Source organism: Sporosarcina sp. ACRSM (genome assembly GCF_022346545.1).
Classification (GTDB): domain Bacteria; phylum Bacillota; class Bacilli; order Bacillales_A; family Planococcaceae; genus Sporosarcina.
Window position 1 is genome coordinate 172069 of the sequence record NZ_JAKRNU010000008.1, and the last position, 26688, is coordinate 198756.

The 26688-nt window shown below is 45.0% G+C and carries 29 protein-coding genes; 6 read left to right on the plus strand and 23 right to left on the minus strand.

Annotation, left to right across the window (positions count from 1 at the left end):
• Positions 1 to 55 precede the first annotated feature (55 nt).
• Together ispG and MHZ95_RS14060 are read left to right on the plus strand one after the other, a co-directional pair.
• Positions 56 to 1177, plus strand: a complete 1122-nt coding sequence (ispG, locus tag MHZ95_RS14055) for a flavodoxin-dependent (E)-4-hydroxy-3-methylbut-2-enyl-diphosphate synthase (RefSeq protein WP_370643047.1) — start codon at positions 56 to 58, stop codon at positions 1175 to 1177.
• Positions 1174 to 1764 carry a 5' nucleotidase, NT5C type gene (locus MHZ95_RS14060; RefSeq protein ID WP_239391410.1) on the plus strand — a complete coding sequence of 197 codons (591 nt, stop codon included), beginning with the start codon at positions 1174 to 1176 and terminating at the stop codon, positions 1762 to 1764. Before ispG ends, MHZ95_RS14060 begins: the two co-directional genes overlap by 4 nt.
• A 232-nt stretch (positions 1765 to 1996) precedes the next feature.
• Here the strand turns inward: MHZ95_RS14060 and MHZ95_RS14065 are convergent, their stop codons facing one another.
• Genes MHZ95_RS14065 through MHZ95_RS14075 form a run of 3 tightly spaced genes read right to left on the minus strand, consistent with a single transcriptional unit; the run spans position 1997 to position 4040 of the window.
• The gene (locus tag MHZ95_RS14065; RefSeq protein WP_239391411.1) at positions 1997 to 2410 is read right to left on the minus strand and encodes a Fur family transcriptional regulator; all 414 of its coding nucleotides are present in this window, start codon (positions 2408 to 2410) and stop codon (positions 1997 to 1999) included.
• Positions 2407 to 3273: a metal ABC transporter permease gene (locus MHZ95_RS14070; protein WP_239391412.1), complete on the minus strand. Its 867-nt coding sequence runs from the start codon at positions 3271 to 3273 to the stop codon at positions 2407 to 2409. Before MHZ95_RS14070 ends, MHZ95_RS14065 begins: the two co-directional genes overlap by 4 nt.
• A complete protein-coding gene (locus MHZ95_RS14075; RefSeq protein ID WP_239391413.1) occupies positions 3270 to 4040 on the minus strand; it encodes a metal ABC transporter ATP-binding protein in 771 nt (256 codons plus the stop codon). Before MHZ95_RS14075 ends, MHZ95_RS14070 begins: the two co-directional genes overlap by 4 nt.
• 188 nt (positions 4041 to 4228) lie before the next feature.
• Here MHZ95_RS14075 and MHZ95_RS14080 point away from each other — a divergent pair, with 188 nt between their 5' ends.
• Positions 4229 to 4477, plus strand: a complete 249-nt coding sequence (locus MHZ95_RS14080; RefSeq protein ID WP_239391414.1) for a hypothetical protein — start codon at positions 4229 to 4231, stop codon at positions 4475 to 4477.
• Positions 4478 to 4544: 67 nt separating this feature from the next.
• Here the strand turns inward: MHZ95_RS14080 and MHZ95_RS14085 are convergent, their stop codons facing one another.
• A complete protein-coding gene (locus MHZ95_RS14085; protein WP_239391415.1) occupies positions 4545 to 5450 on the minus strand; it encodes a deoxyribonuclease IV in 906 nt (301 codons plus the stop codon).
• Positions 5447 to 6742 carry a DEAD/DEAH box helicase gene (locus MHZ95_RS14090; RefSeq protein WP_239391416.1) on the minus strand — a complete coding sequence of 432 codons (1296 nt, stop codon included), beginning with the start codon at positions 6740 to 6742 and terminating at the stop codon, positions 5447 to 5449. Before MHZ95_RS14090 ends, MHZ95_RS14085 begins: the two co-directional genes overlap by 4 nt.
• Before the next feature lie 113 nt (positions 6743 to 6855).
• Here MHZ95_RS14090 and vrrA point away from each other — a divergent pair, with 113 nt between their 5' ends.
• Both vrrA and MHZ95_RS14100 read left to right on the plus strand, forming a co-directional pair.
• On the plus strand, positions 6856 to 7362 hold the full coding sequence (gene vrrA / locus MHZ95_RS14095; RefSeq protein ID WP_239391417.1) for a VrrA/YqfQ family protein: 507 nt from the start codon (positions 6856 to 6858) through the stop codon (positions 7360 to 7362).
• A gap of 99 nt (positions 7363 to 7461) precedes the next feature.
• Positions 7462 to 8439, plus strand: coding sequence for a 4-hydroxy-3-methylbut-2-enyl diphosphate reductase (locus tag MHZ95_RS14100; protein WP_239391418.1), 978 nt, complete (start codon positions 7462 to 7464; stop codon positions 8437 to 8439).
• Between the two features lie 41 nt (positions 8440 to 8480).
• Here the strand turns inward: MHZ95_RS14100 and MHZ95_RS14105 are convergent, their stop codons facing one another.
• From MHZ95_RS14105 to ccpN, 8 genes are all read right to left on the minus strand, one after another.
• Complete coding sequence (locus MHZ95_RS14105) at positions 8481 to 9599, minus strand: Nif3-like dinuclear metal center hexameric protein (protein ID WP_239391419.1); 1119 nt, start codon at positions 9597 to 9599, stop codon at positions 8481 to 8483.
• Positions 9596 to 10294, minus strand: coding sequence for a tRNA (adenine(22)-N(1))-methyltransferase (locus tag MHZ95_RS14110; protein ID WP_239391420.1), 699 nt, complete (start codon positions 10292 to 10294; stop codon positions 9596 to 9598). The genes MHZ95_RS14105 and MHZ95_RS14110 overlap by 4 nt, the downstream gene beginning before the upstream one ends.
• A gap of 156 nt (positions 10295 to 10450) precedes the next feature.
• Positions 10451 to 10816 (minus strand): cytochrome c550, encoded by a 366-nt coding sequence (cccA, locus tag MHZ95_RS14115; protein WP_239391421.1) that lies wholly within the window; start codon positions 10814 to 10816, stop codon positions 10451 to 10453.
• A 254-nt stretch (positions 10817 to 11070) separates the two neighbouring features.
• A complete protein-coding gene (locus MHZ95_RS14120) occupies positions 11071 to 11625 on the minus strand; it encodes a hypothetical protein (protein ID WP_239391422.1) in 555 nt (184 codons plus the stop codon).
• Between the two features lie 139 nt (positions 11626 to 11764).
• The gene (gene rpoD / locus MHZ95_RS14125) at positions 11765 to 12883 is read right to left on the minus strand and encodes an RNA polymerase sigma factor RpoD (RefSeq protein WP_239391423.1); all 1119 of its coding nucleotides are present in this window, start codon (positions 12881 to 12883) and stop codon (positions 11765 to 11767) included.
• Positions 12884 to 12917: 34 nt separating this feature from the next.
• A complete protein-coding gene (gene dnaG / locus MHZ95_RS14130) occupies positions 12918 to 14741 on the minus strand; it encodes a DNA primase (protein ID WP_239391424.1) in 1824 nt (607 codons plus the stop codon).
• 555 nt (positions 14742 to 15296) lie between these two features.
• Positions 15297 to 16112, minus strand: coding sequence for a pyruvate, water dikinase regulatory protein (locus MHZ95_RS14135; RefSeq protein WP_239391425.1), 816 nt, complete (start codon positions 16110 to 16112; stop codon positions 15297 to 15299).
• 10 nt (positions 16113 to 16122) lie between these two features.
• Positions 16123 to 16752, minus strand: a complete 630-nt coding sequence (gene ccpN / locus MHZ95_RS14140) for a transcriptional regulator CcpN (RefSeq protein WP_255726782.1) — start codon at positions 16750 to 16752, stop codon at positions 16123 to 16125.
• A gap of 323 nt (positions 16753 to 17075) precedes the next feature.
• On the opposite strand from ccpN, the gene MHZ95_RS14145 reads away from it, so the two are divergent.
• The gene (locus MHZ95_RS14145; protein WP_239391427.1) at positions 17076 to 18446 is read left to right on the plus strand and encodes a glycine--tRNA ligase; all 1371 of its coding nucleotides are present in this window, start codon (positions 17076 to 17078) and stop codon (positions 18444 to 18446) included.
• A 153-nt stretch (positions 18447 to 18599) separates the two neighbouring features.
• Here the strand turns inward: MHZ95_RS14145 and recO are convergent, their stop codons facing one another.
• The 10 genes from recO to MHZ95_RS14195 all read right to left on the minus strand — a co-directional run bounded on the left by recO (position 18600) and on the right by MHZ95_RS14195 (position 26687).
• On the minus strand, positions 18600 to 19385 hold the full coding sequence (recO, locus tag MHZ95_RS14150; protein ID WP_239391428.1) for a DNA repair protein RecO: 786 nt from the start codon (positions 19383 to 19385) through the stop codon (positions 18600 to 18602).
• 51 nt (positions 19386 to 19436) lie between these two features.
• Positions 19437 to 20351, minus strand: coding sequence for a GTPase Era (era, locus tag MHZ95_RS14155; protein ID WP_239391429.1), 915 nt, complete (start codon positions 20349 to 20351; stop codon positions 19437 to 19439).
• A complete protein-coding gene (locus tag MHZ95_RS14160) occupies positions 20338 to 20745 on the minus strand; it encodes a cytidine deaminase (RefSeq protein ID WP_239391430.1) in 408 nt (135 codons plus the stop codon). The genes era and MHZ95_RS14160 overlap by 14 nt, the downstream gene beginning before the upstream one ends.
• Before the next feature lie 12 nt (positions 20746 to 20757).
• Positions 20758 to 21114 (minus strand): diacylglycerol kinase family protein, encoded by a 357-nt coding sequence (locus tag MHZ95_RS14165; protein WP_239391431.1) that lies wholly within the window; start codon positions 21112 to 21114, stop codon positions 20758 to 20760.
• A 5-nt stretch (positions 21115 to 21119) separates the two neighbouring features.
• Positions 21120 to 21590, minus strand: a complete 471-nt coding sequence (gene ybeY, locus MHZ95_RS14170; RefSeq protein WP_239391432.1) for an rRNA maturation RNase YbeY — start codon at positions 21588 to 21590, stop codon at positions 21120 to 21122.
• 22 nt (positions 21591 to 21612) lie between these two features.
• Complete coding sequence (locus MHZ95_RS14175) at positions 21613 to 23739, minus strand: HD family phosphohydrolase (RefSeq protein ID WP_239391433.1); 2127 nt, start codon at positions 23737 to 23739, stop codon at positions 21613 to 21615.
• Between the two features lie 139 nt (positions 23740 to 23878).
• Complete coding sequence (locus MHZ95_RS14180) at positions 23879 to 24781, minus strand: PhoH family protein (RefSeq protein WP_370643053.1); 903 nt, start codon at positions 24779 to 24781, stop codon at positions 23879 to 23881.
• A 56-nt stretch (positions 24782 to 24837) separates the two neighbouring features.
• Positions 24838 to 25929 (minus strand): sporulation protein YqfD, encoded by a 1092-nt coding sequence (locus MHZ95_RS14185; protein ID WP_239391435.1) that lies wholly within the window; start codon positions 25927 to 25929, stop codon positions 24838 to 24840.
• Complete coding sequence (locus MHZ95_RS14190; protein WP_239391436.1) at positions 25922 to 26170, minus strand: hypothetical protein; 249 nt, start codon at positions 26168 to 26170, stop codon at positions 25922 to 25924. The genes MHZ95_RS14185 and MHZ95_RS14190 overlap by 8 nt, the downstream gene beginning before the upstream one ends.
• 49 nt (positions 26171 to 26219) lie before the next feature.
• Positions 26220 to 26687 carry a hypothetical protein gene (locus MHZ95_RS14195; protein ID WP_239391437.1) on the minus strand — a complete coding sequence of 156 codons (468 nt, stop codon included), beginning with the start codon at positions 26685 to 26687 and terminating at the stop codon, positions 26220 to 26222.
• Between the last annotated feature and the right edge of the window lies 1 nt (position 26688).

Consider the following 26688-nt stretch of genomic DNA (forward strand, 5'->3'; position numbering starts at 1 on the left):
TGATTGCTAAAATAGATATAGTTATTAGGCTATCGCCACTTAAGGAGAGAAAGAAATGACTGAAATGATTCACAGATCGAAAACACGTCCTGTCCGTGTCGGTAATTTGACAATTGGGGGTAGCGACGAACTATTCATCCAAAGTATGACAACAACGAAAACCCATGACGTGGAAGCGACAGTTGAAGAGATTTTACGCTTAGAAGAGGCCGGATGCCAAATTGTCCGGGTTGCATGTCCTGATGAACGTGCTGCTTATTCGATCGGCGAGATTAAGAAGCGAATCAATATCCCGCTTGTCGTCGATATTCATTTTGACTATAAATTAGCGTTAATTGCCATTGAGCAAGGCGCAGATAAAATCCGCATCAATCCAGGAAATATAGGAAGACAAGCTAAAGTGGAAGCAGTCGTCAATGCTGCAAAAGCGAAAGGTATCCCGATCCGGATCGGGGTCAATGCCGGGTCACTTGAAAAGAAAATCCTTGAAAAGTATGGCTACCCGACCGCTGACGGAATGGTAGAAAGTGCTCTTCATCATATAAAAATTTTGGAAGATCTTGATTTCCACGATATTATCGTCTCGTTGAAAGCTTCTGATGTCAATTTGGCGATCGAAGCTTATAAAAAAGCCGCGGCCGCTTTCGATTATCCATTGCATCTGGGCATTACCGAGTCCGGTACACTTTTTGCCGGCTCGATCAAAAGCGCAGCGGGGCTCGGAACATTATTATCTGCCGGTATCGGTAATACGATGCGTGTTTCATTAAGTGCAGATCCTGTCCAAGAAATAAAGGTAGCGCGCGAGCTATTGAAAATTTTTGGTTTATCTTCCAATGCCGCAACGCTCATTTCTTGTCCGACGTGCGGCCGCATCGAGATCGATCTCATTTCCATTGCGAACGAAGTGGAAGAATACATTTCTACAATCAAAGCGCCATTGAAAGTTGCGGTTCTCGGTTGCGCGGTAAATGGACCGGGTGAAGCACGTGAGGCGGATATCGGTATCGCAGGCGCACGTGGTGAAGGATTGCTCTTCATGAAAGGGAAAACGGTCCGTAAAGTTCCTGAAGAAACGATGGTCGAAGAACTAAAAATTGAGATCGATAAATTGGCTGAGGAATACTTCGAAAAACAACGCCAAGAACAACTATTGCAAGCAGGAAAATCGGAATGAACATCATCCGATTCGGCATTGACATCGATGGTACGGTGACATGCCCCACTTCCCTCCTGCCCCATATTAACGAGCAGTTCGGCTGCAACTTGATCTTGGATGATATTAAAGAATACGACTTGACCAAAGCGTTTCCGGTCGACAGACAAGTGTTTTGGGAATGGTATACGGGAGCCGAATCACATATTTACAGTACATCCCCAGCTCAGGAGTATGCCAAGCAGATTTTGGACAGTTGGAAAGCCCAATTCGAACTGTACTATATTTCAGCCCGTGGTCCACAGGTTCAAGAGGCTACTTTAAATTGGTTTCAACGAGAACAAATCCCGTATGATCATATTGAACTCGTCGGCAGCCATGATAAGATTGAAACAGCGAAAAAATATGGTGTACATGCATTTTTTGAAGACAAACATGACAATGCCGTCGCGATTCATGAAGAATTGGATATTCCCGTTATCCTGTTTGATACGCCTTATAACAGGGATCCAATTCCCGAGGGCGTCATCCGGGTTTCTACTTGGCAAGAAGCAAATCAATGGATCCAAAAACTCTTTCCAATGGAACAAACGATAGGCAAAAAATAAACCGTTGCGAATCTCGTTTTGAGATTCGCAACGGTTCTTTTAACTTGATTCAGCAAAGTTCCCACGCTTCCATAAGTGGCGGGATGAATGCCAGAAAGCATTTCAATCAGGGGAAGTCCAAACTACTTGCTGATTCAAGTTAAGCCTCCGGCGGATGTCACAGATTTTGAAAGGAGTTAATTGCGCAAGCGCAATTCAAAATCTAGACGCAATTACGCCAAGGCGTAATTGATTAATTAACACAAGCAGGACATTTTCCGTAAATTTCAAATTTATGGCCTTCCACTTCATAATCAGGCAAATTGACGGTAATCATTTCCATTGGACAATGTGGGATGCTACGCGTCTTCCCACAATCCGTACAGATGAAATGATGGTGATGGACACCCGGATCACACTGCATCCGAAAATGACGTTCCCCATTCAAATCCGTCTCCTCAAGTATCCCTAACTCCGAGAAGGTACTGAGATTGCGGTAAATCGTATCGAAACTGATACCGGGATTATCGTTCTCCATAAAATTTTTCACATCCAGCGCTGTCATATATCGATCATTTTTAGAGAAAAAGCGCAGAATCGTCTCGCGATTTTTCGTCCGTTTAAATTGGTTTTCTTGTAAGATGCGCCAAGCTTCATCAAGTGTCATAAAATCCCCTCCTTCACTGCACGCGCATTGCGCATGTTTTGAATTCTTTTCCAAGCAAGCACCAGAAGTAAAATCAGTATGGAAGTAATGACAATCGTACCTCCAGGAGCGATATCCAAATGATAGGCTGATATAAGACCGATCAATACGGCCGATTCCCCGAATACGATGGAGTAGATCAGCGCACCCTTAAAGCTTTTCGCAAGCTGTATCGCTGCAGCCACCGGTATTGTCATCAACGAAGAGACAAGTAGAATACCGACAATCCGCATGGAAGCCCCGATAACCAACGCGGTAATAATCATGAATAACATCTGGATATATTTCGAATTGACGCCGGAAACTTTGGCATAATCCGGATCGAAAGACACAATGAATAATTCCTTGTAAAAAAATCGGATATAAGCAATGACAACGATGGCAATCACGATGACCACCCACAAATCCTGCCTGCTCACCGCGGATACAGATCCGAACAAATAACCAACCAAGTCCGAGCCAAACCCTTTTGACAACGAAATGAAAATAGCACCTAGCCCAATTCCGGCCGATAATATGACCGGTATCGCAAGCTCTTCGTAATGCCGATAAGCGCCTCTCAACTTCTCGATCAGCAATGATCCGCCAACAGCCGAAGCAATGCCAAGATAGACGGGATTCAAAGCCGAGAAAAACAACACTTGCTGACTTAAATAAAGGCTCCCAGCGATTCCCGCGAGCGCCACATGACTAAGTGCATCCGCAATCAGCGCAAGACGTCTGACAACGATAAACAAACCGAGTAACGGTGCAATGATTCCAATGATCAAACCCGACAGAAATGCATTTTGCAAAAACTCATAAGATAGGATGGCGCTGATCATTGTTGCACCTCCGGCATTTGATGATGCACACGGCGTACCGGATGACCGTACCATCTGGAAATATCGTCATCATCCATTTTTTTGTAGTCGGACTGAACTCCATGGAAATGGATCGTTCGATTTAGACAAGCGACATGAGTTGCCAGCTCCGTGACAAGATCGATTTCATGTGTGACGAGAACAATGGCAATGCCATGCTCACGATTCAAGCGGTTCAGCATAGTATAAAACGATGCGACGTTTTGCTGGTCAATCCCGACAGTCGGTTCGTCCATAATCAGAAGATCCGGTTTCCCTGCAAGTGCTCTGGCAATAAAAACACGCTGCTGTTGGCCTCCTGATAATTCGCCGATATTCTGTTTTGCAAAACGCTCCATCCCGACAATCCGTAGCACTTCCATTGCTCGTTGCTCATCCTTTTTCGTAAAACTTCTAAACAGCCCAACTTTCCTTGTCAATCCGCTCCGTACCACTTCGAGCACAGTTGCAGGAAATCCTGAGTTGAAAGAATTGGATTTCTGGGACACATAGCCGATCCGTTCACGTTGCTTAAATGACCGCATATCATCTCCAAAAAGCTTGACTGTGCCACTAGACGGTTTTAAAATTCCTAAAATGATATTGAGCAATGTCGATTTGCCAGAACCGTTCGGCCCAATGAGCGCCCAAAATTCCCCTTCTCCTATTTGGAGGGAAATATGATCGAGTGCGAGCGACTGTTCATAACTAAAACTGACGTCGTCCAATTGTATAATGTTGTTTGTCATAGTATTTTCCTTCCTTGATCCATTGAAGCAAGATCAATCTCTTTTGGCATGATATGATCCGCCAAATCTAGTTATAATAGGAATCATTCCGATTCACTTGTAAGATTATAAACGATTATATGTAAGGTTACAACTTATTGATCTGCAACGGGAAAGGAATCCATGAAAAGGAAAGAAAGGATGAAAGCGTGGACTATGCTCAATTATTGAGTGAAATTAAAACGAGTAGTGATGACGAAGTGAAAGTGTTAGCTAGGCATTATGGAATTGATCTGTCTATAAGCGAGATCCGCGCACTTCGCCCATTGGTAGACGAAGTTTCATTTCATTGGATTTTTACAGGCATTCCTGAGCCCTTTATCCAAAAAGTCCGGAAAGCGATTGGAAATCAAAAAACAGAAATTCTCTTCAAGAAATATTTAGACACTAGAAAATAAGTAGTACGGTCTGCAAAATGATTTGCAGCAGACCGCACTTCCTTTTTTTGTATAACTGAGAAAGAGTTTACACTCGGAGCGCTTCGATTTTCTCCGGTTCAAACGTGTTAGATTTGAACATGTCGATTTCAACCTTATAGGGTGCCAATTTATTTTTCGGATCAGCTCCGACAAATGGCGTTTCTAAAATTTTCGGGATTGCTTGGAAGCCAGGATGATGAACAATATAGGAAAGCGGTTCAAAACCGATATGACCAAAACCGATATTTTCATGGCGGTCTTTCTTTGCACCCCGTTCATTTTTGCTATCATTCACATGTATGACAGAAATTCGTTCGTTTCCAATAATTTGATCGAATTCATTCAGAACCCCTTCGAAATCGCCTACAATATCGTAGCCGGCATCATGGACGTGGCAAGTATCAAAACAAACCGATAACCGTTCGTTATGCGTGACGCCATCAATGATGGCAGCAATCTCGTCAAAACTGCGACCGCATTCAGTTCCTTTTCCCGCCATTGTTTCAAGTGCAATACGCACGGGATAATCTTGGGAAAGCACTTCGTTAAGCCCCTCGATAATTTTGGCGATCCCTTTGTCGGCACCTGCCCCGACATGCGCGCCCGGATGCAGGACAATTTGATCCACTCCAAGTGCCGCGGTCCGCTCAATTTCCTGTTGAAGAAAATTGACGCCTAACTCGAATGTCTCTGGCTTCGTCGTATTGGCGATGTTGATAATATAGGGCGCATGGACGACGACATTCGACAATCCATGTTCCTCCATATGCAATTGGCCTGCCGCAATATTCAATTCCTCGATCGGCTTTCTCCGTGTGTTTTGAGGTGCTCCCGTATAGATCATAAACGTCGTCGCCCCATACGCTGCCGCTTCTTCACTTGAAGCGAGCAACATTTTTTTTCCGCTCATCGACACATGGGAGCCGAGTAATAATGGTTGTTTTATTGTCATTTTTTTCGTTTCAATCTCCTTTCGCGTTTCTTGACTCTTTCAATTTCCTGTGCCATTTTCTTTTTATAGCCAGGCTTCACTTTCGCTGGTTTTTTGACGATTGACACAGCCTTACGTTCGATTTCGTCGTCTTGTTTCAGGCGATTTTTTCTTGCATGACGTTCTTTTATTTCAATCCATTCGCCTTTCTTCACATCTTCATGGACGAATGGAATCCCCATCTTTTCAATTCTGACCACTTTATCATCTTCTGAAGGCTCATATAAAGTGATGGCTGTTCCTTCAAGACCGGCACGTGCGGTACGTCCGACACGATGGATGAAAAACTCCAGATCATCCGGCAATTCGTAGTTGATCACATGGCTGACGCCCGGAATGTCGATTCCGCGCGCCGCAAGATCAGTTGCGACAATATATTGGAATTCGAGATCCCGAATCTGTTTCATCATACGAGTCCGTTCACGCGGCGTCAAATCCCCATGAATCCGGCCCGCCTTGATGCCATTTTCGGCAAGATAATCGGCGATTTCATCTGCATGCTGCCGTGTGTTTGTGAAAATGATGGCGAGATAAGGATTGATCGCTTCCATGACATGCAATAGTTTTTTCTTACGACTCATACTTCGTACAGGAACGAGCGCGTAATGCATCCCTTCGGTCAAAGATTGGCGTTCACCAATCTTGACATGCACAGGTGATTCCATGTATTTAGTCAAAAATGGCTTCAATTTTTCAGGAATAGTTGCCGAAAATACATACATCTCCAAATCGGCTGGCATTTTCGAAGCAAATTGATCGATATCCTCGATGAAACCCATGTCGAAGGCTAGATCTGCTTCGTCAATGATCAAAATGTTCGCCGTATGAATCGCAAGCGCTCCATTCTCGGTCATGTCACGAATGCGTCCCGGTGTACCAATCACAATATGCGGATTCGATTTCAATTTGCCGATCGAGCGTTGCTTATCGGTCCCTCCGATGAGTAATGAGCTGCGGATAGCAGTTTCTTCCGTCATCTTGTCCAATTCATTAGACAATTGCGTAGCCAGTTCCCTCGTCGGAGCTGTAATGACCGCTTGTAATTCGTCGACTTCGGTATTTATGCGCTCCAACACCGGAATGATAAAACTGTGCGACTTTCCTGTACCAGTATGGGCTTGTCCAATTGCGCTCGTCCCTTTCAGAATAAGCGGAATCATTTCTTTTTGGATCGGTGTCGGATTTTCAAAGCCGAGCCTCCCGATCGCTTCCCGTAGAAACGGTTTAAATTGATAATCTGTATATTTTGACATACGTGCTCCTCCTAATCATATAGCTATTATATCACGATTCCGTTCCGCCGTATGCGATTTACGCATAGTATACAATGTGAAAGTACATTCTGATATTTTGAAAGGAGATCATCATGAGGTACGAATCCTTTTATCCGTTCGCACGTCAACAGCCGGCTCCGCCTTATATGGGACAATTCGGTTTCGGACCGCCTCCTCAAATGGGTCAAGAAATGGGTCCAGGTTTTGGACCAAGCCAGCCATTTCCGAACGGACCGATGAACCAAAACATCCCGAACGGTCCCGGCAATCAAGCTTTTTCTGACGGACAGATGCAGCATGCATTCGGCGGTTCGATGCCCGCTCAAGGTATGGCTCAAGGTATGCAGGAAACCCCTTCCAAAATGGATACCTATATGCAAACGGCCAACCGTTTCTTGAACACAGCACAGCAATTTGCACCTGTCGTCCAACAATTTGCGCCAATGGTACAGAATCTACCAGCCATGTGGCGCTTGTATAAAGGGTTCCAATCACTTCCAGCCGCTGATGCAGCTGCTTCTACCGCCGCCACAGCCGCAAGTGGTGCGGCTGCGACATCCGGCACATCGATTCCGCGAATCTTCCAGCCTCCTAGCTAAACTTGATGCTTAGACGCTGAGGTGTAATCGATTAATTTTGAAACCTATGCCAGACTCCGCTATAATGGGTTGTAGATCCTATTAGAGGAGTGAGTTGGCATGAAAGTGTTGAAGATTTCCCCAAGGGGATATTGCTATGGGGTTGTCGATGCAATGGTCATTGCAAGAAATGCGGCGCTCGACAAAACATTGCCGAGACCCATTTATATATTGGGTATGATTGTCCATAACAAACATGTGACAGATGCTTTCGAAGAAGATGGCATCATCACACTGGATGGGGAAAACCGGCTGGACATCCTGGAAAAAGTCGAGACGGGCACGGTTATTTTTACCGCACATGGCGTTTCTCCCGAAGTCCGGGAATTGGCTAAAAGGAAAGGCCTTGTATCGATTGATGCAACCTGTCCAGACGTATCGGTCACGCATGATTTGATCGAAGAAAAAACATCCGAAGGCTATGATATCATTTACATTGGTAAAAAGCATCATCCCGAGCCGGAAGGGGCAATCGGGGTTGCTCCGCATGCTGTACATTTGATCGAAACAATTGCCGATGTCGAAAAACTGGACATTCAAAATGAGAAGCTATTAGTGACAAACCAAACGACGATGAGTCAATGGGATGTTGCTCATATCATGGACGCTTTGAAAGAGAAGTATCCTCATATTGATGTCCATAAAGAAATTTGTCTGGCAACACAAGTGCGTCAGGAAGCGGTTGCTGAGCAGGCCGGGGAGTCCGACCTACTCATCGTCGTCGGGGACCCGAAAAGCAATAACTCGAACCGTCTTACACAAGTTTCAGTCGAGATTGCCAATACGCCGTCCTACCGGATTTCGGACGTCTCGGAACTGGATGTAAAATGGCTCGAAGGTGTTGAAACAGTTTCTGTTACGGCAGGGGCTTCCACGCCAACAATCATTGTCCGGGAAGTTATAGCCTTCCTTGAACAATTCGATCCTGAGGATCCATCTACCCATCAGCCTGAAAAAAAATTCAAGTTGGAAAAAATCTTACCGAAGATCAAAAATCCATCACCGGTTCAACGCATCGAACCATATGCAACAACATAACTTAAAACCGGTCTCCTTCACTAGGGACCGGTTTTTTGTGTTTATATAAAGTTAAATGGTTCTGTAATAATTTTGGATTCAATGAACTGCACTTCATATCCCGCTTCTGCGCAAGCGTTTTGCATATAGTTGGCGACCCCATCAATCATCACTTTTTCGATGTTATGCCCGGGATCGATAACGGCAAGTCCCATTGCTTGTGCATCATGCGCTACATGGTAGTATAAATCCCCTGTGACAAGGACGTCTGCACCAGCTCTTCTCGCTGCACCTATGTATTTGTTGCCGTCTCCACCAAGAACTGCTACTTTGCGGATTTCTTTCGTCTCTTCACCGACAAACCGAAGTGCCGGAACACCAAATACATGTTTCACATGGGCGGCAAACTGTGCAAGTGTCGTTTTCTCTTTCAGCTTCCCGATACGTCCAAGTCCATAGCGGACGTTCGGTTGATCCAGCTGGAATAAGTCATATGCAGGCTCCTCATATGGATGGGCTGCAAGCATCGCTTTAAGTACTTTTTCCCGCAGAATGGACGGGAGTATCACTTCAATTTTCTCTTCTGCTACCGCTTCTTCCTTCCCGGCCGCGCCTATATATGGCTGAGCTGCATCATTCGGTGTAAATCGCCCTGTTCCAACGGAGCTGAAACTGCAAGAGGTATAATCACCGATTGCACCTGCCCCTGCTTTTCCGAGCGCCTGTCTGATTTCCGCTACATGGGACTGTGGCGCGAAGACGATTAGCTTATACATGTGTTCGACATAGGTCGGTTCAATAATATCCGTGTCGATCAGACCTAATTTCGATGCTAACAGATCATTCACCCCGCCTGGTGCAACATCCAAATTCGTATGTGCTGCATAGACGGTAATATCATGTTTAATGCACTTTTCGATCATCCTGCCTTGCGGAGTGTCTGTCATGATGTTTTTAAGCGGTCTAAAAATGGGCGGATGATGTGCGATGACCAAGTTCGCTCCATGGTGAATGGCTTCGTCGATGACCTCTTCATTGACATCCAATGTCACAAGCACTTTTTCAACTTGCCGGTTCAATTGACCGATATGAAGCCCCACGGGATCTCCATCCATCGCAAATCGTTTTGGAGACCATTGCTCAAAAAGGGCGATGATTTCATGTCCGTTCACTTTCTTCATGTTCCCAACACCTTTCCTACAAGCTCGATCTGCATTTTCAATTGTTCTTTTTTCTGTAGAATGGCATCTGTTGCTTCCGCTTTTTCTAACGAATCAAGGACACGCTTCCATTCCGACGATTCCCGCTTCCATTTCTCCAGAAATACATCCGTCTTCGAAGCGTGCAAGTAAGGACCTACAGTCATTTCCAACTCATCATATTGTGCCGTACCTTTCTCCAATACAATGATCTCGTATATTTTACCGTCTTCCTTCAAAATATGCTCATCAATGATTTTCCACTCATTTGCCACTGCCCATTCACGGACTGCCTTTGCATATATATTAGGCTGTGCGATAATTCGTTTCACTTTTTGGAGACGGTCTTTGCCATTTTCCAAAATAGTGGCGATCAGCGGTCCTCCCATTCCAGCAATCGTTACAGTATCCACGGTATCCTGCGCTTCAATGGCGAACAGGCCGTCCGCCAATCGAACGGTAACAGCGTCGGAAAGCCCTTCCCGCCGTACATTTCTGACAGCCGAGTCAAAAGGCCCCTTCGCCACTTCCCCTGCCACCGCTTGAGCGATTTTACCCGAACGGATAAGAAAGCATGGCAAATAAGCATGATCACTGCCGATATCCGCAACGACTGCTCCTTTCTCTACAAAGGAAGCGACTGCCGCAAGTCTGTTTGATAATTTCTCCGTATTCACCAGATTCCCTCCTTTCGTTCTCTCCAATACTTTACTTATTGTATAAGAAGTGCACGCATTTTGCACACACAATAACCACAACTTCCGACACAAATAGAAAGAGCCATCAGTCGACAGAATCATTCTGCTGACTGACAGCCCTTTACATGTTACGGATTATTTAAGTGATAAGATGTATTCCGCCATGGCATCAAGTTCAGCTTCATCTGTGATACCTTGTGGACCCATCATTCCTTTACCGTTTTGGATGATGTCTTTAATCTCGTCTGCGGAAAGGCTTGTTCCAACCAATCCAGGTCCCATTCCGCCTGTCAAGTCACCACCATGACAGCCGACACATTTCCCTTGAGCCACTGCTTCAGCATCGAAATCCGCTGAGCTTGCTACTTCTTCAGTGTTACCTTCTTCACCCTGACCAGCGATTTCCTCTTTTTGTTCAAGTCCATAGAGGGACATGAAGAAAATAAGACCTAGTCCAAGCGCAAAAATCAGGATATAAGGAATTACAGGATTTTTACTCATTGAATTACCCTCCTTCATCAGGATCTATTCTGTAATAGATACAGTGCACAACTATCATTGTACTGTATTCGCTAGGAAACTGAAAGAGTTATCGGTAATCTTTTGTCGTTTGTGACAATTTCGACATATATTTTGTCGTTACAAACTCCTTTGTTTCCTGATTCAGCTTCACTTACACTTTTCCTTGTAAACATCCTATCAATCTAGTGATAATCATATGCTACACTCCGGCTGTTACTTTCCTCAATTAAAGACTAGTAAGAGATGATGAGAAAGGCGGTAATTAATAAAAGGCCGGCTGCACCGGATATTGTAAAATAGAGCAATTTTAGTAGACGGCCAGCCATCAACCATAGTGCACAGTTCAAGATCAATAAAGCGATTAATAGATTGAATTGACCTTCAAAAAATAAAAACCACAGTTTGAACGACGTGACCAGCAATAGGAAAGCGGCTAGGATGTATAAAAATGAAGTCAATGAGCGATTTTGCTTTTTACGAAAAGTCAATTGTAACAACATAAATGTGAAAAGCACCGTTAACGTCATTGTTACACCCGGATATTGAACAAGTACAAACATCATGCTGCATACGATGAGCGCCAGACATGAAAGCAGAAGAATGGTCCAGTTCATCCTCTTTTTCTCTTTCACAAGTATCGCATCATCCGCTTTTGCAGCGGAAACGTTCTCTCCATCCCCTTGTCCATAGAGTGCAATGAGAAAATCACAGTAATGTTCAGGCAACAGCTTACTTTGTTTCCAATATTTGATTTCCGAAATGATAATGCGTTTTCGCTGTGGATTCATAATGACTTTCTCTCCTTGATCTTTGCAGAAACGTCCATTCCATTTTGTAAGAGAACGGGATTTGACATCGTTCCACAATCAATTCACCTTTTTCTCTTTAAAAATGCACCGGCACATAAATATGCCGATGCATGTCTCATCATTCGAGAAAATCTTTCAGACGTTTGCTTCTGGATGGATGGCGGAGTTTGCGTAATGCTTTTGCCTCGATCTGACGAATACGCTCACGTGTAACACCGAATACTTTCCCTACCTCTTCAAGTGTACGTGTACGTCCATCATCCAGGCCAAAGCGAAGGCGCAGGACATTTTCTTCGCGATCCGTCAATGTATCCAGAACATCTTCCAGTTGCTCTTTCAACAGCTCATAAGCTGCGTGATCAGAAGGTGATTGAGCTTCCGAATCTTCGATGAAATCCCCTAGATGGGAGTCATCTTCTTCACCAATCGGCGTTTCGAGTGACACCGGTTCCTGTGCAATCTTCAAAATCTCCCGCACTTTTTCCGCCGTCAGATCCATCTCTTCACCAATTTCCTCCGGCGAAGGTTCCCGTCCGAGATCTTGCAGTAATTGACGCTGCACGCGGATCAATTTATTGATCGTCTCGACCATATGGACCGGAATCCGGATGGTCCGCGCTTGGTCCGCGATAGCGCGCGTAATGGCCTGACGGATCCACCATGTGGCGTACGTACTGAATTTGAATCCTTTGGTATGGTCAAATTTCTCGACCGCTTTAATAAGTCCCATATTCCCTTCCTGGATCAGATCCAGGAACAGCATGCCACGGCCTACGTACCTTTTCGCAATACTGACGACGAGCCTTAAGTTCGCTTCTGCAAGCCGCTTCTTCGCTTCTTCGTCACCGTCCAGTATCCGGATAGCCAGTTCGACTTCTTCTTTCCCTGTCAAGAGGTCGACTCGCCCGATCTCTTTCAAATACATCCGAACCGGGTCGTTGATCTTTACGCCTGGGGGAACGCTTAAATCATTCAGATCGAATTGTTCCTCTGCCTCCGCTTTAATCTCTTCACCAGGTTCGTCGTCCTCTTTGCGGTCCATTTCGATCCCTTGCGCTTCAATCTGATCTAAAAACTCCTCGAATTGCTCGGGCTCCATTTCATATGCAGCTAATTTTTCAGTAATTTCATCAAGTGTCAGTTCACCTGATTTTTTTCCAGCCTCCAACAGGTTGGCCTTCACTTCTTCAATTGTCATTTCCATTTCCATTTCGCCGGATTGTTCTTTATTAGTCATCTTACCCGTTCCTCCTTCGTACACCGGAATGCGGCTATAATGCCGCCCATGATTTCCGGAGCTGTATGATTTCCCTGGCCAGCTCCAGTGCCCGGGTATGATCATTCATCTTTTCAGCTTCTTTTGATTCGTGCATTTTTGCTTGGATCATCAAATGGATCCGATATTTTTCAAGATGACTAATACAATCATCTATTTCTTCCTCAGTATGTTCGGAATCCCTTTCAATCATCGCCGCCTCGAGTACGATCTTTCTAAGTTCACGATCTTCCAACGTCTCGGCAAACCGATGGAAATCGGGAGTTCCATGTTCCTCGTAAAATCCGGCTAACCGGACAAAGATGGCTACATAATCGTCTCGTACAAACAAATCCGGTTTGTCTTCCCTCAATCGATCAAACAAAGCCCCGTCGTTTAATAGATGATATAGCAATAACCGTTCAGCACGCTCAGTCCCCGTTATTTTACGGGAGGGAGCTGCCTGAATAGGATAGGGGCGTACTTGTTCCTCCGTGTCGACTAGATCCGCTTTTGTCTTTTGGGATTGCTGGCCAGCCATTTTGATAAATTGCTGTTGGAGCGCCTCTGCAGATATCCCGGTTTCTGAAGATAATTGGCGGATATACAAATCCCTTTCGACAGGAGATGATCGGAGAGATAATTCTTCCAGTACTTCATGAATATATTGCAACACATCATTTTCATACGATAAATTCTTCGAACGTTTTGCATAAGCCATTATAAACGACAAGAAGGAATGCGGATTGCCGATCACTTTTTCACGGAAAGCTTCGCTACCGTATTGTGTAATATAATCATCGGGATCCATATTGCCCGGCAACAGGGCAATTTGAACCTCTATCCCTTTCTTCATGGCCATTTCTGCAAATCGTTTAGCCGCTTCCCACCCGGCATCATCTCCATCGCAACAGATGATTAACTCCTTTGCGATCCTTTTCAATTTCAAAAGATGCGTGTCGGACAAGGATGTACCCATAACGGCGACACTATTCGTCACTTCTGCCCGATCCGCTGAAATTGTATCCATAAATCCTTCAAACAGTATTACTTTACCCGTTTTCCGAACGTTAAGACGTGCATTATGGAAATTGTATAAAATTTTACTTTTTTCGAATATCGGCGTCTCAGGACTATTCAAGTATTTAGCTTCCTGTTTCGATCCATGTAAGATCCGTCCCGAGAAAGCAACGATATTCCCATTATCGTCACGAAGTGGAAACATAATACGTCCCCGGAACCGGTCAAAATAACCTGTCCCATCATCCTTCATGATGCACAGACCGGCACGCTCCATCTCCTTCATATCGAAGTTTTTCCGTTTCAACAATCCGGATAGTGCTTCCCGATCATGCAGAGACCACCCAATCCCATAGTTTTCGATACGCTCTCTCGTAAATCCTCTTTTTTCAAGATATTGTAGTGCTTCCTCACCCTCCACAGTGTTTAGGAGTAAATGACTGTAAAAATTCGCTGCAAGCGCATGCGCTTCCAGCATCGACTTGAACTCATTTTGCGATTTTGCCCCAGCAACCGCGCCGATAGGCACATCGATCTCGATTCCGGTACGTTCGGCAAGCTGCACCACCGCGTCGGTGAATGGACGATTTTCGATATCCATGATGAAGGTGATCGCATTGCCGCTCGCACCACAACCAAAACAATGGAAAAGTTGCTTCTCTTCCGAAACAGAGAAGGAAGGTGTGCTCTCGCCATGAAATGGACAAAGGCCAAACCAGTTTTTCCCCCTCTTTGTCAATTGCACGTATTCCCCGATCAAATCGATAATATCAGTCTTCGTCCGGACGGCTTCAATCGTTTCTTCTGAAATTCTCGTCATCTATTACCATTCTCCACTCTTAACTACTTGATTTCGATATATTTTTCAAAAACCCTTCCTATTCGACAAAATTTTTTCGATTATACTCCGAAACTTTTATACTACACTAATCCGACATTTTTTTCTCGAATTTAATACCATTTATTTATGAATCAATTACGCCTCGGCGTAATTGCGTCCAGATTTTGAATTGAGCATGGCTCAATTAACTCCTTTCAAAATCTATGACATCCGCGGTCCTACAGGATGTTGGTCATGCAGTCGTTGCGAATCGAACAGCGAAGGGTTCGATTTGCCGTATTTCTGCGTTTTTTTGCAGAAATTAAGGCACTTTATCAGGACGTCGCGCTACTTAGACTGCCTTCCATTCTTCGTTCAGCGGGCGTTTGAACACTCGCTGAGCAGGAAAACAAAACTGGCATTCATCCCGCCTGAGGTGGGAGCTTCTGCTGATTGAAGATAAAAGATTCGTAGCACCCGCAAAAGAAGAACCATCCCATTTCAACGGGGTGGTCCTCCTCCTTTACATTTTAAGATATGATCACTTTTAGTCTTTTATCCGTTTCGAGAAGATATTTCACTTAGGATAACATTAGCGGTTTCTTCAACTGCACGATTGGTTACATCAACAATATTGCAACCGATCTTCTCAACGACTTTTTTAAAATGTTCGATCTCGGTTTTTATCCGATCAAGCTGCGCATAGTTCGCATCATCCTTTAAACCGAGTGCGATCAATCTTTCTTTCCGGATGAAATTCAGTTTTTCCGGTGATATGATCAAGCCGAAACACTTTTCCGGATCGATCATATAAAGCTCTTCCGGCGGGTCCACTTCCGGCACAAGCGGCACATTTGCCACTTTGTAACGCTTATGAGCCAAATACTGCGACAACGGTGTCTTGGATGTCCTAGAGACACCGACGAGCACGATATCCGCTTTTAAAATCCCTCTTGGATCCCTGCCATCATCGTATTTAACCGCAAATTCAATCGCTTCGATTTTCTTATAATAATCTTCGTCCAATTTCCGGACAAGCCCCGGTTCTTCAATGGGATGTTCATCAAGTTCCGCACTGATCAGATCGACGATAGGTCCCATTAGATCAATACATTTGATCCCCTTGTTTTTACATTCTTCTTTTAAACGGAAACGCATGCCGCTCTTTACTAGCGTATAGACGATGATTGCCTCTTGCTTTTTTGCTAAATAGACAATTTCATTCAGTTGCGATTCATCTTCGACATGTGAAAATCGTTTCATGGAAACCGTCTCAAGTCCTTGCCTGAATTGACTTGCGGCCGCTTTTGCAACTAAATCGGCCGTTTCACCGATAGAGTCGGAAACGATGAATAATGTTAACCTTCTCATTGTATCCCCCTCAAAGTTCATGGTCATCCGCAAGTGAAAGGAAAGCTGCGGTAATATTCGTTTTAGTAATCCTTCCGACAACTTCAAGACCCATCCCATTGTCGGCGACAACCGGAAGGGAGTCAATCTGTTTGTCTATCATTTGCTTCGCAACATGCAGTAAGGTGTCCTGCTTATCACAATAAGTAATATTTGGCATCCGCGTCATGATGACATGTACCGGTATTTTATCCAACTCATTGTTGCCAAGGCTCGTCCGCAATAGATCCTTCCTTGATAGAACACCAGTGAGCAGCGACGAACTGTCGACAACAAAAAGTGTTCCGACATCTTCTAAAAACATATGACAAATGGCGTCATATACTGAAATGTTTTCCGCTACTACGACCGGTATCGACTGGAAATCACGGACTTTCATGCCGGTCATACTATCTGCAACCGATTGGACTGGTTTTTTTCCTGAATAGAAATAGCCGACACGGGGCCTTGCATCTAGAAAGCCCGCCATTGTCAATATGGCCAAATCCGGACGGATCGTAGCCCTCGCCAGTTTAAGACGTTCCGCAATCTGCTCGCCAGTGATGGGCCCATCCGATTTGACGATTTCTAGAATCTCGGTCTGGCGCTTATTCAGTTCCATATGTTTCACCGCCCTAATCGTTCAATTCTTTCTCCCTGATTATTATATACGAAGACGTCAACTATTGCTAAGAAAGCGGAACCGTGCTACACTGTTTTTGAATTGAATAGGCGGAGACAGGAAGATAAGTAGTGTCAATCAGAAGCGAACGGGGATAGTGAAAGCCCGTACTGACATGAAACGGCAGCCTTGAGCCATAGCAAGATAAAGTGGGCTAGATCCAATAGCCAAACAGGGTGGAACCGCGGGTAATCGAGCACTCGTCCCTGGACATGACGTCCAGGGATGGGTGCTTTTTCATTTGAAAATGGAGGGATTTATCGATGGAAAAAGTAGTGAATTTGGCAAAACAGAGAGGTTTCGTCTTTCCGGGATCTGAAATTTACGGAGGCCTCGCTAATACATGGGATTACGGTCCGCTCGGGATTGAACTGAAAAACAACATCAAAAAAGCTTGGTGGCAAAAATTCGTTCAGGAATCCCCTTATAACGTCGGCCTTGACGCAGCGATCTTAATGAACCCGAAAGTATGGGCTGCATCTGGGCATATCGGAAACTTCAATGACCCGATGATCGATTGTAAAAAGTGTAAAACCCGTCATCGAGCAGATAAATTGATCGAAGATGCACTGGATGCAAAAGGGATTGAAATGGTCGTTGATGGCCTTCCATTCGAAAAGATGGAGGAACTCATCCACGAGCATAACATCAACTGTCCGGATTGTGGTGCGATGGATTACACGGAAATCCGTCAATTCAACTTGATGTTCAAAACACAACAGGGCGTGACGGATTCATCCGCAAACGAAATTTACCTCCGTCCTGAAACCGCACAAGGGATTTTCGTCAACTTTAAAAACGTCCAACGTTCAATGCGGAAGAAAATGCCTTTCGGTATTGCACAAATCGGTAAAAGTTTCCGTAATGAAATCACGCCAGGAAACTTCACTTTCCGTACGCGTGAATTCGAACAAATGGAGCTTGAGTTCTTCTGCAAGCCTGGCGAAGATATGGAATGGTATGAATACTGGCGCGACTTTTCAAAACAATTTTTGCTGAACCTAGGCATGACAGAAGAAAATATGCGTTTACGTGAACATAATGAGGATGAGCTGTCCCATTACTCAAAAGGTACTGTCGATATCGAGTACAAATTCCCATTTGGTTGGGGCGAACTATGGGGCATTGCGAACCGTACGGACTTCGACTTGAGCCGTCATATGGAGCACTCAGGTGAGGACTTCCATTATCAGGATCCAGTCACGAATGAAAAGTTCATCCCGTACTGTATCGAACCTTCACTAGGTGCCGATCGTGTAACACTCGCATTCCTTTGCGATGCTATCGATGAAGAAGTTTTGGAAGGCGATGACAAACGTACCGTCTTACGCTTCCACCCTGCCCTGGCTCCTGTAAAGGCAGCTGTCCTGCCACTTTCAAAGAAATTGGCTGAAGGAGCGGATGAGGTGTACGCGGAACTCCGTAAACATTTCGTTGTCCAATACGATGATGCACAATCGATCGGAAGACGTTATCGCCGTCAAGACGAAATCGGTACACCGTTCTGTATTACGTACGACTTCGATTCCGAAGAAGATCGCCAAGTAACTGTACGTCATCGAGATTCCATGGAACAAGTCCGTATGCCGATCGCAGAAGTGAAAGACTATATCGCTAAACATCTTGCATTTTAAGTAATCCGTCGGAGGCCTAACTTGAATCAGCAGGGAGTTTGAACTCCCTCTGATTGAAATGCATTCTGGCATTCATCCCACCACTTATGGAAGTGGGGGACTTCTGCTGAATCAAGTTAAAATAATAGCAAAGAAAAACCGGAGAAAGTTGGCTTATTCGCCTTCTTCCTCCGGTTTTTCTTTAAGTGGCAATAATTCGGGGGTCGATTCGAGCTGGTCCAAAAAAGACCTGGACTTCAATCGGATTCCCACCTGTTCATCATAAACAGTGCGCACCAATTTTTTCATGAATTGTTTCGTCGTCTTTTTCAATGTCAAGTTGCCGACACGATGGATCGGAACTGTGTAAAAGGTCCGGATAAGCTTCAGTTGCGTCGGAGAAATTCGGATCAAATACTTATCGACATGGAAGCAACGATGACAAAGGAAACCGATTTCCTGAAAGGAAAACGCAAACTCCCCTTCCGTCGCCCCGCAATTGGCACATTGATGGAGGACGGGATGGATCCCGGCCACCGGCAGCATCTTCCACTCGACAAACAATGCGATCGCTTCCGGATCATATTGTTCGTCAATCGCATGTAAAGCATCATATAGCAACTCATAAATGCCTTGGATGCGCTCATTATTCTCCGTTAGCCGATCAATGAGCTCGATGATATAACTGGCATAAGCGGTGGCTTCAAGATCCTCACGGATGAAGCGCATCGATTCGCCCCGCTCTCCCTGTTCAAGCGTTCCCATCCCTCTTCCTGTACGAATCAGAAAAGTGCCATGCGTAAACGGTTGTGTGATGGCGGCCAATCGGCTTGCCGGTTTCTTCGCACCCCTTGCCATCGCCGTCAACTTACCGGCTTCTTTGGTGAAAATCGTCACAATTTTATTCGATTCGCCGTAAGGGATACTTTTTAGAATGATCCCTTCCCATTTATTCAGCAAGGCAATCACTCCAATTTTTATTGTCTAGGCTTCGGGCGCCAGACGCTTGGATCAGTACTCGTCTTCCCTGAAGCCAAATTCCTTCAATTGGCCCGGTTTGTTGCGCCAATCTTTTTGTACTTTGACCCAAAGCTCCAAGAATACTTTCGAACCGAGAAGCATCTCGATATCATGTCTCGCCTTCGTTCCTATTTCTTTTAGCAACGCGCCTCTTTTCCCGATAACGATACCTTTTTGAGAATCTCGATCAACGACAATTGTAGCCATGATATTGACCATTTCCCGTTTCTCTTCCCGCTCGATTTTCTCGATAACGACAGCGACGGAATGCGGAATTTCTTCCCGCGTCAAATGCAATACCTTCTCGCGGATCAATTCGGAGATGATGAAGCGTTCCGGGTGATCTGTTACTTGATCATCCGGATAATATTTCGGACCTTCCGGCATGTATGTTGTTAACGTGTCCATGAGCCGTTCCACATTATTGCCATTGATCGCTGAAATTGGAACAATTTCCGCAAAATCATATTCGGACGTATAAGTTGTAATCACTTTCAACAGTTCATCCGGGTGGACCAAATCAATTTTATTGATTATCAAAAAGACCGGCGTCTGTGTATTTTCAAGCAACTCGATGATGAAGCGATCGCCACGCCCGATCGGCTCATCGGCGTTGACCATAAACATGACGACGTCTACTTCTTTCAATGTATTACGCGCTGTCTTCACCATGAAATCACCAAGCTTATGCTTTGGCTTATGGATTCCTGGTGTATCAATGAAGATTAACTGTGATTCATCTGACGTGACAACACCTTGCACCTTATTGCGCGTCGTTTGCGGTTTATCGCTCATGATGGCAATTTTTTGACCGACTACACGATTCAGGAAAGTCGATTTCCCGACATTCGGACGTCCAATAATGGAAATGAACCCCGATTTGAATGATTGGTTATTCTGCTGCATAATCTAAATCCTCCTTGGAAAAAGCGCCCGGAAGCAATTCTGCGACCGTTGTCTCCAACACATCGCCTTTCAAATTCGTCAAGTAAACGGGCATTTGCCTATCACAAAATTCGGCGATTACTTGCCGGCAAGCACCACAAGGCGAAACCGGTCCCTCCGTATCGGCAACGACAGCGAGCGCCTTGAATGTATGAACGCCTTCCGAAACCGCTTTAAAAAAGGCCGTCCGCTCCGCACAATTGGTCATGCTATAAGCTGAATTTTCAATATTACAACCACGGTAAACAGTTCCATCTTCCGCCAACAAAGCAGCACCTACCGGAAATTTCGAGTAAGGGACGTAGGCCTTCTCCCGTGCTTTTTTCGACTCTTCCATCAATTTATTTTTTTCCATCTAAACACCTCTCTACATGAAATACAACCATTTCGGAACAAAAAGTAATAGTCCGATAATCGCGCTAATGATTGCGAAGACAAGGACAGCACCTGCCGCCAAGTCTTTCGCCTGCTGGGCTAATGGATGCCTTTCCGACGTCACCAAATCAACGACGCGTTCAATTGCGGCATTCATCAACTCCAATGCGAACATGCCGCCAATCAGGATCATGACGATAAACCACTCAACATGTGAAAGCTTTGTTAGAACACCTGCCACAACCACGACGATGGCGGCTAAAACATGCATTTTCATGTTGCGCTCTGCTTTGATGCCATGAAGGATACCGTTCCACGCATAGACGAACGCTTTGAAAAAACGCCGCATCCGCCTCACCTCTCAAGTCCGAACGAAGTCAGAATCTCCCTTTGTCGTCCAAACATGACGGCTTCATCTTCGTCGGTCATATGATCATAGCCGAGTAGATGTAAAAAACCATGTAGCGCAAGAAAACCGATTTCACGATTAAAATCATGGCCGTACTCTTCCGCTTGCCTTTGTGCAGTTTCAACGGAAATGATGATATCTCCCAAAACAACGGGCATTCCTTCCTCCGCAACAATAGCCAATTCGCCTTCCGTCATCTCTTCAAGCGCAAATGAAATGACATCTGTCGGAACATCCTTCCCCCGGTATTCAGCATTCACTGCTTGAATGGCTTCATCGGTCATAAATGTAAGAGAAACTTCCGCTCCACTTGCCACTTGCTCTTCGGTAGCGGCATGCGCTAATAATTTTCGAATCAGTTCGATAACCGTCTCATCAACCGCCCCTGTTTCATCTTCAAAATACAGTTCAAGCATCTAGGTAACACTCCTTTCAATTTTACTCCGGATATTCAATCCGATTGTGGAAAGTTCCGTTTAATGTTTCACAAATCACTTTCTCGACCAGCTTCAATTCTTTCATGGAAATATCACATTCATCGAATTGGCCATCTTTCAATTTATCATTGACAATTGCCCGGACCAATCCCGCAATCTTTTGCGGGGTCGGCTCTTTCATCGACCGGACTGCCGCTTCTACACTATCCGCAATGGATATGATGGCAACTTCTTTCGTTTGTGGCTTCGGACCTGCATAGCGGAAGTCTTCCTCTTTCACATCTTTCCCGGATTCCTTCGCTTTTACGTAAAAATATTTCAACGTACTCGTTCCATGGTGTTGCCGGGCGATATCGATGATTTCAGTTGGCATTTTATGCTTTTCAAGAATCTTTGCACCATCTTCTGCATGGGCAATAATGATATCACGGCTTTTTTCAGGTGGCAACGCATCATGCGGATTTTTTCCGCCATGCTGGTTTTCAATAAAAAATCCAGGCCGGACTGATTTGCCGATATCATGATAATAACTGCCAACTCGTGCAAGCAATCCATTCGCTCCAATCGCTTCGCATGCTGCATCCGAAAGGTTTGCAACCATGACACTATGATGATACGTGCCAGGCGTTTCAGTCAGCACTTTCTTTAATAATGGATGGTTCGGATTCGATAGTTCTATCAATCTCATATCCGATAACAAGCCAAATGCAGACTCAAAGAATGGCATGAGCCCAATAGTCAATGCCCCCGATAATATGCCGGACGCTGTTGCCGCGATGACATAAAAAGCGAGCTCTGACATTTCATAAGAAGACTGTGTCATCAGTAAATAAAAGGCGATAAACAGCATATTGGAAGCCGCGACTCCTGCACTCGTCCGCAAAATATTCGAACGCCTTCCCCCATTTCCAAGTAAATAAAGACTGACAATCCCTCCGAACAATATGTACAATGCCACTTCCATTTGAATAATGGCGGCGTATCCTTCCTGTAACATCACACCTGCCGTGGCAGCGGTGATAATCGTCATCATGATCGCAAGCCGTTCGTTCGTCAACAACTTAACGAGCATCGGTGCTAACGCAGTCGGGAACATGAACGCTAATAATACGTCAAAATCTTTTTCAATCAGCGCAATCAATTTCATCAATACAACAAGGAGGAGGAAAACGGAAAGCACGATGAGCAATGCTTTTTTCTTTACGGAACTCTCCTTCCGCCAAGTATTGAAATGCATGAAGATGATCGCCGAAATGAAGAGCACAAATAAGCTCAAGCCTGCAAATGGTTTGACTGTGGATTGATTGGTCAATAATCCTGTCAATTCAAGCTGTCTATAAATTTCTCGGTCTATCATTTGGCCTTCCCGCACGATGACTTGTCCTTGTAAAATCCTTGTCGGTTCAACAGCGGCTTTCGCTTGTTCAATCCCTGCCTGTGTCGCTTCTTCGTTAATCGTTTCCGTTTCTACGACAAGTAGACGGCCAATTGTTAACACCGATTGCAAAATGGCTGGCGGTATCTTATCCGAAAGTCGAATTTTCCGTTCCACTTCATAACGGACTGCGGAAAGATCACTCGCCCGTACCGGTTTCGATAATTCTTCCCCGATAATCGTTGACATAATCTGCTGCACGTCTTTCAAAACATCTGTTTTCTGTTCTAAAAGATTTGAGATGGCTTCGTCACTCAACCGGAGGCCCGGTTCTTCCTTTTCAAGATTCTTAAGCCTCTCGCGCATTTCGTTAATCTGCTCTTTCCTGTCCAAAGCTTTTGTTTCGTTAGTACCGTCTGTTGCTTGCCCCATCTCTTTTACATCGATTAGAAAGTCGAATATCGACGTGGCAATCGCTTGCCGATTCGGTCCAACGTCATCGGAAAACTGGTAGACAGGAGGAACTTCAAGAGCCGCCCGCTCCCGATCCTGCTCGGTCTTCACCGTATCTTCAACGGTTTTGATCGAACGGATCGTATCCGGTGAAATTTGTAATGATTCCAGTTCATATGTTTCTTTCTTGACACTCCCGTACATGAGCGAAAAGAGAAGGATCGCGGATAATCCAATAAGAAATAAAGATAGGAAATTGAATTTAAGTGAGAACAAAAACCTACGAATTGGCTGCAGCATTGGAATTCCCCCATTTCTCTTCTATCGAAAAATGTAAACGCCCGCGTAGATGCGACAAGCACGGGCGCTTTGACATCAGTATTAGTATATCGTGGATTGCGTACACTTGCTTCTTATTTCTAAAGAAAAAGCAGTCAAGTTAGGATGACTGCTCCTCTTCATAAGCTTCGATTATTTTCGCAACGAGCGGGTGACGGACTACATCGCCTTGCTCCAAATATTGAAAGTGGATATCCTTCACATTTTTAAGAATCGTTTCTGTTGCGATGAGTCCGGAATCAACGCCTTTCGGTAAGTCGATTTGTGATTTGTCTCCGGTGATCACCATTTTCGAACCGAAGCCAAGACGCGTCAAGAACATTTTCATCTGGGCTTTGGTCGTATTCTGCGCTTCATCCAAAATGACGAACGCATCGTCCAACGTGCGCCCTCTCATATAGGCAAGTGGGGCGATTTCGATCACGCCACGCTCAATGAGGCGCTCTGTATGCTCCGCCCCAAGGACATCATGGAGTGCATCATAAAGTGGACGTAAATAGGGATCAACCTTCTCTTTCAAGTCACCTGGCAGAAATCCTAAATTCTCTCCTGCTTCCACAGCGGGACGTGTCAATATAATGCGTTTCACGGAACCGGTTTTCATCGCTTGAACGGCAAGGACGACAGCCAAATACGTTTTCCCTGTACCAGCCGGCCCAATTCCGAAAACAAGATCACGTGTACGAATTGCATGGACATATTCCCGTTGTCCAATCGTTTTCGCCCGGATTGCTTTCCCTTTCGTATTTCGCGCGATCTCCTCATCATACAATTCAGCGAAATATTCAATCGTTCCGGCCTTCACCATTTCGAGTGCGGTCGAAACATCCCGTTGATTGATATTGATGCCTTTACGGATGACTTTTAGCAACTGCTCGAATAATACTTTCGCCGAATTGCTCTGTTCTCCACTGAGCGATATTGTATCGCCCCTCATTAAGATTGTAATCTTTAATTCCTCTTCAATCAATTTCATATTTTGGTCTGAAATGCCAAGTAGCATGACCGCTTCGTTCGGGTCCTCAATATGCAGTTGAATCAAATGTTCATTCAATAGTTTCAGTCTCCTTGGGATATCGGTCTTTTGACTGCAATGTTATCATTGATCAGAAACAATATAGTCCCATTAACTTTATCATTATCGAATGACACGTGCAAAATTTTCTCATCCCGCACGATCGCTTTTGAAAATGATTCGGACAATAACTTGTTTTTCAACATTGGAATTAATACTGTCTCTTCCATGCCTTCGACCAATTCAAATTGTCCTGATTTTTCTTCCACATGACGTTCAGATCGGATGAACGACCAAGGCGATGCATCCTGTTCATCCGCTTTGTTCTTTTGCCAAGGCCAGTGAAATGAAAACTGCATGACTTCCTCACCTTGCATGTGAAAATCGATCGTTTTGGGTAGACTGAAGGAATACTCGATCCAATAGTCCGCAAAAACGGCACCATCTGCACCGACGACAGCTGTTTTTCCTCCTTGCTCCAGAACGCCTGTAGCGAGCACATCCCCTTTCTTAACCGTCTGATGGACATGTCCTACCCTTTCCCCTTTCTTCAGTTCAAAACGCGTAATTACGCCTCCTGTGCGTGCAACAAGGTCCGCAGGAGGGCCATCTTCCTCCACGTTCTCATCCGATTGGGGTGAGAGCATCGGAATGACGGTAAGTGTTGTTCCAACCCGTCTAAAACGGACCCATGACAAAGCAGGGTCATCCAGCATGAGCTCCCGGCGAATTTCACCTTCGTCCGGGATTAAAGCGAGGGGTTTTAGTGGAACAATCGAGCTTTTTTCAAGTTTCTTCTCAATTCTTTCCGCAACCTCAGGCATATCCGATTCCACATTGACTGTCCAAAGAAAAAAGGAAGCAAGAAATGGAATAAGACAAGCTATCAAAAAACGATAGGACGAGAAGATACCTTTAAACCCCTTCTCCAGTCCAACCTGTCTAACCGACACTTTCACACGATAACTACGGCGCAATTGACGGATGGATTGCAAGCCTTTGCGATCGGTCTGAAAGTGTGCTGCCCCATTTTGAATAGACAATGAAGAAATTTTCGTACCGTTCGAGACGAGTTTGGAAATAAAGCTGGAGACATCATGGGCACCCGTGATTTTAATCGCATACCGTTTATGCATAAGGCAACGCTCCGTCTTCTTTGATTTCCAGTGCTGTGATGGACGCAAACGTAAATACCGCTACTTCTTCCGAAAGTGTCTCCACGGTCAATTCTTCGCCCTTCGCCTCAATCCGGAAATGCCCACATTTGATCATTGCAAAATCGGGGCCGAGCTTCAAAAGTGCATAAGGCCCATTGATCCGTACTAAACGGAACTCTTCAATCGTCACTGATGAACCCGTATCAAATAATTTTCTCAAAAGATAAAACCCCCTGCCATAACATATGAAATAGGCAGGGGGTCAATGCTTACCGTTTTGATTTTGGTGGAGCTAAAATTTCAGAAAAGATGATGCCTTTCAAGAAATCCTCGTTCGTTTTCGGGACAAGATCATTCTTGTCGACTTCGGCTGACAATTTACGTGTCCCGCCATGCGCTGAAAGCCGTCCGCGATGCCGGTCAGTCGTAGGGCGCTCCTGTTTCTTCTGCACTTCAACCGGTTCCTCATTTACCGTAATCCGTCCAGCCGTCACTGGTTTGCGCGGAGCTGCTATAGGCGGCGTTTGCCTACTAGGCGGTTCGCCCGTCCCTTTCTGTAGCTCTTTTTGCATTTCCTGAACCATTTCTTTCGACATTTCTTTCAGCTTCTTGACCGGGTTATCCTGTCCAGCTGTAAAAGGTTTCGGTTCCCCTTGCCGGGGTGCTTTTTTCTTGTCCTTACCGCTGAATAACGAGCCAAGAATCGCCAAGATGGCAAAAATGATCAGTTGTTCCATC

Coding starts and splice junctions, on each gene's coding strand:
- MHZ95_RS14135 (WP_239391425.1), bottom strand. CDS start 16,112: ATGAGAAGGTTAACATTATTCATCGTTTCCGACTCTATCGGTGAAACG.
- MHZ95_RS14060 (WP_239391410.1), top strand. CDS start 1,174: ATGAACATCATCCGATTCGGCATTGACATCGATGGTACGGTGACATGC.
- MHZ95_RS14075 (WP_239391413.1), bottom strand. CDS start 4,040: ATGACAAACAACATTATACAATTGGACGACGTCAGTTTTAGTTATGAA.
- dnaG (WP_239391424.1), bottom strand. CDS start 14,741: ATGACGAGAATTTCAGAAGAAACGATTGAAGCCGTCCGGACGAAGACT.
- MHZ95_RS14145 (WP_239391427.1), top strand. CDS start 17,076: ATGGAAAAAGTAGTGAATTTGGCAAAACAGAGAGGTTTCGTCTTTCCG.
- vrrA (WP_239391417.1), top strand. CDS start 6,856: ATGAGGTACGAATCCTTTTATCCGTTCGCACGTCAACAGCCGGCTCCG.
- rpoD (WP_239391423.1), bottom strand. CDS start 12,883: ATGACTAATAAAGAACAATCCGGCGAAATGGAAATGGAAATGACAATT.
- ispG (WP_370643047.1), top strand. CDS start 56: ATGACTGAAATGATTCACAGATCGAAAACACGTCCTGTCCGTGTCGGT.
- MHZ95_RS14090 (WP_239391416.1), bottom strand. CDS start 6,742: ATGTCAAAATATACAGATTATCAATTTAAACCGTTTCTACGGGAAGCG.
- era (WP_239391429.1), bottom strand. CDS start 20,351: ATGCAGCAGAATAACCAATCATTCAAATCGGGGTTCATTTCCATTATT.
- MHZ95_RS14185 (WP_239391435.1), bottom strand. CDS start 25,929: ATGCATAAACGGTATGCGATTAAAATCACGGGTGCCCATGATGTCTCC.
- ybeY (WP_239391432.1), bottom strand. CDS start 21,590: ATGCTTGAACTGTATTTTGAAGATGAAACAGGGGCGGTTGATGAGACG.
- MHZ95_RS14160 (WP_239391430.1), bottom strand. CDS start 20,745: ATGGAAAAAAATAAATTGATGGAAGAGTCGAAAAAAGCACGGGAGAAG.
- MHZ95_RS14105 (WP_239391419.1), bottom strand. CDS start 9,599: ATGAAGAAAGTGAACGGACATGAAATCATCGCCCTTTTTGAGCAATGG.
- MHZ95_RS14100 (WP_239391418.1), top strand. CDS start 7,462: ATGAAAGTGTTGAAGATTTCCCCAAGGGGATATTGCTATGGGGTTGTC.
- MHZ95_RS14175 (WP_239391433.1), bottom strand. CDS start 23,739: ATGCTGCAGCCAATTCGTAGGTTTTTGTTCTCACTTAAATTCAATTTC.
- MHZ95_RS14165 (WP_239391431.1), bottom strand. CDS start 21,114: ATGCGGCGTTTTTTCAAAGCGTTCGTCTATGCGTGGAACGGTATCCTT.
- ccpN (WP_255726782.1), bottom strand. CDS start 16,752: ATGGAACTGAATAAGCGCCAGACCGAGATTCTAGAAATCGTCAAATCG.
- MHZ95_RS14180 (WP_370643053.1), bottom strand. CDS start 24,781: ATGCTACTTGGCATTTCAGACCAAAATATGAAATTGATTGAAGAGGAA.
- MHZ95_RS14070 (WP_239391412.1), bottom strand. CDS start 3,273: ATGATCAGCGCCATCCTATCTTATGAGTTTTTGCAAAATGCATTTCTG.
- cccA (WP_239391421.1), bottom strand. CDS start 10,816: ATGAGTAAAAATCCTGTAATTCCTTATATCCTGATTTTTGCGCTTGGA.
- MHZ95_RS14085 (WP_239391415.1), bottom strand. CDS start 5,450: ATGACAATAAAACAACCATTATTACTCGGCTCCCATGTGTCGATGAGC.
- MHZ95_RS14195 (WP_239391437.1), bottom strand. CDS start 26,687: ATGGAACAACTGATCATTTTTGCCATCTTGGCGATTCTTGGCTCGTTA.
- MHZ95_RS14065 (WP_239391411.1), bottom strand. CDS start 2,410: ATGACACTTGATGAAGCTTGGCGCATCTTACAAGAAAACCAATTTAAA.
- MHZ95_RS14120 (WP_239391422.1), bottom strand. CDS start 11,625: ATGAATCCACAGCGAAAACGCATTATCATTTCGGAAATCAAATATTGG.